General features: G+C 66.6%; 5 protein-coding genes and 2 pseudogenes. All 7 read left to right on the top strand.

All coding sequences use genetic code 11. The annotated features are described in order from the left end of the window. A partial coding sequence (locus SM191_RS17280) for a GTP-binding protein (protein WP_341507269.1) occupies positions 1–409 on the top strand: 409 nt, incomplete at its 5' end. A 60-nt stretch (positions 410–469) separates the two neighbouring features. Further along, entirely contained in the window at positions 470–2,557 is a 2,088-nt protein-coding gene (locus SM191_RS17275; RefSeq protein WP_341507268.1) for a M3 family metallopeptidase, read from the top strand. Next, entirely contained in the window at positions 2,554–2,778 is a 225-nt protein-coding gene (locus SM191_RS17270; RefSeq protein WP_341507267.1) for a hypothetical protein, read from the top strand. Before SM191_RS17275 ends, SM191_RS17270 begins: the two co-directional genes overlap by 4 nt. A 102-nt stretch (positions 2,779–2,880) precedes the next feature. Continuing rightward, positions 2,881–3,324, top strand: a pseudogene (locus tag SM191_RS17265) (TonB-dependent receptor plug domain-containing protein); the annotation flags it as partial. 310 nt (positions 3,325–3,634) lie between these two features. Next, complete coding sequence (locus tag SM191_RS17260; protein WP_341507266.1) at positions 3,635–4,888, top strand: TonB-dependent receptor; 1,254 nt, start codon at positions 3,635–3,637, stop codon at positions 4,886–4,888. A 100-nt stretch (positions 4,889–4,988) separates the two neighbouring features. Next, positions 4,989–5,606, top strand: a complete 618-nt coding sequence (locus SM191_RS17255) for a superoxide dismutase (protein ID WP_341507265.1) — start codon at positions 4,989–4,991, stop codon at positions 5,604–5,606. Between the two features lie 58 nt (positions 5,607–5,664). Then, positions 5,665–5,957: pseudogene (locus SM191_RS19890) on the top strand (transposase); the annotation flags it as partial. Between the last annotated feature and the right edge of the window lie 43 nt (positions 5,958–6,000).

Below are 6,000 nucleotides of genomic sequence, written 5' to 3'. Positions count from 1 at the left end.
CGATCCGGCGAAGTTTCATGCCTTCCTGACCGATGGCGGCCTCGACCATGTGGTGCGCGCCAAGGGGCATTTCTGGCTGGCGACGCGCCCCGACTGGGTGGGCGAGCTGGCCGTGGCGGGCAGCCAGACCGAGACGGCGCGCATGGGGCGTTGGTGGGCGTCGATCCCCAAGAACCAATGGCCGGACGATGGCCGGTTCGAGGAATTCGTTGCCAAACACTGGGACATGATCTGGGGTGACCGGCGGCAGGAACTGGTCTTCATCGGCATCGGCATGGACGAGGCCCGCATCCGCGCGCGGCTCGATGCCTGCCTCGTGCCGACAAGCGCCTTTACCCCGGCGCTATGGAGTGACCTGCGCGATCCGTTCCCGGCCTGGGGCGAGCGCCGGTTGGAAGCAGCGGAATAAGCCTCGCCATTCTCGATGATCTCGTCGCGTTCGGCGACCAATCGCCTTCAAAGGACGTTCATGCACCGTCGTACCCTGCTAGCATCCGTGGCTATGCTACCTCTGCTCAACACCCCGCTCCGCGCAGCCGGACCGGCCAATCCGCTGCTGGAAGAATGGACCAACGGGATCCCGCCTTACCGGGCGATCCGTCCGGCGCATTATCGCGCGGCATTCGCGGCGGCACTGGAGAAGGCCCGAGAGGATTTCCGTGCGATCTCCGTCGCCCGTTCGGCCCCGACCTTCGCCAACACGATCGAGGCGATGGAGCGCTCGGGCCAGCAACTGGCGCGGGTGTCATCCGCCTTCTTCAACGTGTCGTCAGCCGATGCGACGCCCGACATCCAGGCGGTCGAGGAAGCGGTGGTCCCCGCACTGACCCGCTTCTCGAACGAGACGTCGCTCGACCCGGCGATGTTCGCGCGGGTCGACCGGCTGTATAAAGACCGTGCCTCGCTCGGCCTCGATCCCGAACAGTCGCGACTGCTGGAGGAAACGCACAAGCGCTATGTCCTCGCCGGTGCCGCCCTGCCCCCGGCGGCCCGCGCGAGGGTCGCGGCGATCAACGAGGAGATGGCAAAGCTGGGCGTCCAGTTCGGTCAGAAGCTGCTGGCCGATCAAAAGGCGAGCAGCGTGCTGCTGACCGCGGCGGAGGTCGCCGGCCTGCCCGCCGATCAAAAGGCAGCGGCGGCGATGGCGGCCAGGGCGGAGGGAAAGACCGGCTATCTGATCCCGGCCACCCGGTCGGCGGTCGAACCCTTCCTGACGGTCGCGACCGACCGTGCCGCGCGGGCCAAGGTGTTCGCGGCGTTCGACAATCGCGGCGCCAATGCGAACGAGAACAACACCGCCGCGATCATCCGGCGCCTGGTCGAACTGCGCATCGAACGCGCGAAACTGATGGGCGCGCCCAGCCACGCCGCCTTCATCCTGCAAGACTCGATGGCCAAGACGCCGGAGGCGGCGACCGATCTGCTGATGCGCGTCTATCGCCCGGCGCTCGCCCGTGCACGGGAAGAAGAAGCCGCGCTGCTCACGCTCGCCAGCGCCGATGGCGTCACGCGGATCGAGCCATGGGACTGGCGCTTCTATGCCGAGCAGGAACGGCAACGGCGTTACAACCTCGACAAAGCGGAGGTGAAGCAATATTTCCCGCTCGACGGCATGGTGGCCGCGCTGATGGACACCACCGGGCGGCTGTACGGCATCCAGTTCGTGTCCCGCAGCGACGTGCCGGTCTATGCGGATGGCGTGAAGGTTTGGGAGGTCCGCGAGCGCGACGGGACGCCGATCGGGTTGTTCTATGCCGACTGGTTCGCCCGCCCGACCAAGCGACCCGGCGCATGGATGAACTCGCTGCGCGACCAGAACACGCTGCTCGGGCAGCAGGCTATCGTCGTCAACACCTGCAACTACACGCCCCCGGCTCCGAGTGAGCGTGCGCTGATCAGCCTCGACGATGCCCGGACGCTGTTCCACGAATTCGGCCATGGTCTGCACGGCCTGTTCAGCAAAGTCCGCTATCCCAGCCTGTCGGGAACGGCGGTCCCGCGCGATTTCGTGGAATTTCCGTCGCAGGTGCATGAGCATTGGGCCAGCGATCCGACGATCCTGCGCGCCCATGCCCGCAACGCCGCAGGCCAGCCGATGCCGGAGCCGATGCTCAAATCGCTGCTGGAGGCACGCACCTTCAACCAGGGCTATCTGACCGTGCAGCAGCTATCGTCGGCGATCCTCGACATGCGGCTGCACTCGCTGGAATCGCTTCCCACCGATTTCGACGCACTGGCCTGGGAAAAGGCGCAGCTGACCGATCTGGGCGTGCCGCACGCGGTCGGGATGCGCCACCGCCTGCCGCACTTCAGCCACATCTTCGACGGCGGCTATTCGGCGGGCTATTACGCCTATACCTGGGCCGAAGTGCTCGACGCCGATGGCTTTGCGGCGTTCGAGGAAACGGGCGATGTGTTCAACCCGGTGCTGGCCAAGAAACTGCGTGACGAAGTGCTCTCACGCGGCAACTCGCGCGACCCGGCGGAAAGCTATGTCGCTTTCCGGGGGCGGATGCCCGACGCGACGGCGCTGCTGCGCAACCGGGGTCTGGCATGATGACTGGCGACCCGCCGCCCGCCGACAGCGGCGACAAAGACGAAACCGTCGGCACGGGCATGGCCCGACGCGATGCGCGCAATCCCGCGTCGCCAATGTCGATCCTGACGGGTGTGACACGCGACCGGGCGCTGCACCCGCATATCGAAGGGGCGCTCGCGCGTCTGTCAGCCTTCTTCACACCCAGCGTCGGCCCCGACGCCTGGCGTCCGGTCGGCTAGTCGGCTGGTCGATGGGGGCGCCATGCGCGGCATCGCGACAAGGGGGCGCCCGCCCCGCGCGAACCAACTTGTATCTGGAACATCGAATGGCGAGATCGTGAAGTGAGTGACTTCGGCCTGTTCGCACTGCTCCTTGCGAGCGTGACGTCCGCCCCGACAGATGATCCTCCAACGGCGAAGGACGGCGCGGAAGCCGTCGACATCGTCGTGACCGCGCGATCGGACCGCGCCATCGGCCATGCACGATCGGCCAGCGAAGGCTCGATCAGCGGCGCCGAACTGCTTGCCAGACCGATGCTGCGTACGAGCGAACTTGCGGAGGCGGTGCCCGGCATGATCGCGGTCCAGCATTCGGGCGGCGGCAAGGCGGCACAATATCTCATCCGCGGCTACAATCTCGACCACGGCACCGACTTCAGCATGTCGGTCGACGACATGCCCTTCAACCTGCGCAGTCACGCGCACGGGCATGGCTATCTCGATCTCAACGGACTGATCCCGGAAACGATCGATCACATCGCTTATCGCAAGGGACCATATCGCGCGGCGGACGGCGACTTCTCTTTCGTCGCGGCCGGGTCGCTCACGACCCGCGACCGGTTCGAGCAGCCGCTCGCAAGCGCTACCATCGGCAGCTACGGCTATCGTCGGCTGGCGGCGGGCAGTTCGCTCGATCTCGGTGCCGGAACGCTGCTGGTCGCGGGCGAGCTCAAGGCCAATGACGGCCCCTGGCAGCTCCCCGAACACCTGCGCCACGCGGGCGGCCTCGCCAAATACAGCGAGGACACCGCGATCGGCACCCTGCACGCCAGCCTGTCGGTCTACAGCGCGCTGGCGCCCCACCGAGCAGATTCCGGTGCGTGCGATCGGCACGCTCCTGCCAGATCGGTTCGGCACGCTCGATCCGTACCTGCGCGGCTCGACCGATCGCGAGGTGCTGAACGTCGGCGTCAGCGGCAAGGAATGGACCTTGCTCGCCTATGCCCAGCACTACCGGTTCGATCTTCTGTCCAACTTCACCTTCTTCCTCGACGACCCCGTCCACGGCGACGAACTGGAACAGGCGGAGAATCGCTGGAGCTATGGCGGTCGGGTCGTCCGGCGGATGACGCTGGCGGACGGACTGGGCCTGATCGCCGGTATCGACGCGCAGCATGACGACATCGGCGGCCTCGGCCTCTATCACACGCAGGCGGGCCGACGGCTCGCGACGCGTAGCTTGGTCGATGCCGCCGAAACCTCGGTCGGCGGCTATGTCGAGGCGAACTGGCACCCCCTCGAGCGGCTGGGCCTGCTTGCGGGCGGGCGGATCGACCATTTCGCTTTCCGCACGACCGCACGCGGCGGCGATGCGACCAGTGGCACCGCCCAGGCGACGATCGTGACGCCAAAGCTCGGCGCCGACCTGACGATCAGTCCGCATGTCGCGCTTTACGCCAATTACGGCCAGGGCTTCCACTCGAACGCGATCCGCGGGATCATCGCACCGCCGCCGGACGCCACGCCCGCCTTCGCCCGCGCCACCGGCTATGAGATCGGCGGACGTTTCGAACACGGCTCCCTCAAGCTGTCGCTCACCCATTGGTGGAGCCGCGCGTCGAGCGAACTGATCTATTCGGGTGATGACGGCACGGTCGAACCCACTGGCCCCAGCCATCGCCGCGGCTTCGAACTGGTCGGCAACGTCAGGGCGACCCGCTGGCTGACCCTTGATGGCGTGCTGGCCACCAACCACGCCCGGTTCCTCGACGCCCCGGGTGCCGATCGCGTCCCCAACGCGCTGGAAGCAGCAGGTGAATTCGGGGCGAGCACGGTCTTTGGCCCGTTCACCGCCACGGCGCGCATCCGATATCTCGGACGACACCCGCTCACCGAAGACAACCGGGTACGGTCGCCGGCGACGACGGTCGCCAACCTGCGGGTCGGCCGGCATTTTGGTACGGTCGAGGTAGATGTCGAACTGCTCAATCTGTTCGACACCAGACGAGCCGACGCCGACTATTACTACGCCTCTCGCCTTCCCGGCGAGCCGCTCGAGGGCGTGGAGGGCGTCCACAGCCGCACCGTCGAGCCGCGCATGGTCCGCCTGAGCGCCACCGCGCGCATATGACGCGGCACCTGCTCGGCGACCTCGACGTCGACTGGACGCTCCTCGCCGGTCGCGACGTGCGGCTGGGACTCAGCGTCCGTATCTCAACGGGAGACGACCGATGAAATACTGGCTTGCCTGCTTCGCCCTCCTCGCCACGCCAGCGACCGCGCAGGACCGCGCCGCACCGTTCACGCTGGCACCGCTGCCCTATCCGGCGACCGCGCTGGAACCCGTCATCGATGCCGAAACCATGACCCTGCATCACGACAAGCATCACCAGGCCTATGTCGATGCCCTGAACAAGGCGCTGGCGGCCGATCCGGCGCTCGCGGGTCGTTCGCTGGAGCAGTTGCTGGCACAAGCCGGGGCGACACCGACGGCGGTCCGCAACAACGCTGGCGGGCATTGGAACCATGGATTTTTCTGGAAGACGATGGCGCCTCCCGGCACCGGCGGCGAACCATCGCCCCAGCTTGCCCGCGCGATCGACGCGGCCTTCGGATCGATGGACAAGATGAAGGCCGCGTTCAAGGCCGCCGGTACGGGCCGGTTCGGCTCGGGCTGGGTATGGCTGATCGCCGGGCCGGACGGCAAGCTGGCGATCACCTCGACACCCAATCAGGACAATCCGCTGATGGACGTCGCCGAGCAACGCGGCACGCCGCTGCTCGGCAACGATATGTGGGAACATGCCTATTATCTAAAGCACCGCAATCGCCGCGCCGAATATCTCTGATCTTCCCCTGGTTTGACGGACACCGATGATAGGCTCTGTGGAGCCAGGAGGTGTTTTGATGGCGAGTACGACGAAGCGTCGTTTCACGGACGAGTTCAAGCGCGAGGCCGTGGCGCTGTGGAAGACGAGCGGCCGCCCACAGACCGAGATAGCGGCTGAGTTGGGTATTGTGCCGACGATGCTGCGTGCTGGCAGCGCATCCAGCAGGAGAGCAGCGCGCCGCCGGCAAGCCCGGCGGCGAAGCCGCCAGTATCGACAATGGCATCGCTGGCGGATCAGGCGTCGGAGATCGCGCGGCTGCGGCGCGAGCTGGACCGGGCGCGAATGGAGCGCGACATATTAAAAAAAGCCGTTGGCATCCCTTCGACTGCGCTCAGGACAGGCTTTGCGGAGA

Source organism: Sphingomonas sp. 2378, from assembly GCF_038084995.1.
Lineage (GTDB): Bacteria > Pseudomonadota > Alphaproteobacteria > Sphingomonadales > Sphingomonadaceae > Sphingomonas.
Note: the sequence above shows the minus strand (reverse complement) of the source record. Positions and strands in the feature narration are given on the sequence as shown.

Coding starts and splice junctions, on each gene's coding strand:
- SM191_RS17270 (WP_341507267.1), top strand. CDS start 2,554: ATGATGACTGGCGACCCGCCGCCCGCCGACAGCGGCGACAAAGACGAA.
- SM191_RS17255 (WP_341507265.1), top strand. CDS start 4,989: ATGAAATACTGGCTTGCCTGCTTCGCCCTCCTCGCCACGCCAGCGACC.
- SM191_RS17275 (WP_341507268.1), top strand. CDS start 470: ATGCACCGTCGTACCCTGCTAGCATCCGTGGCTATGCTACCTCTGCTC.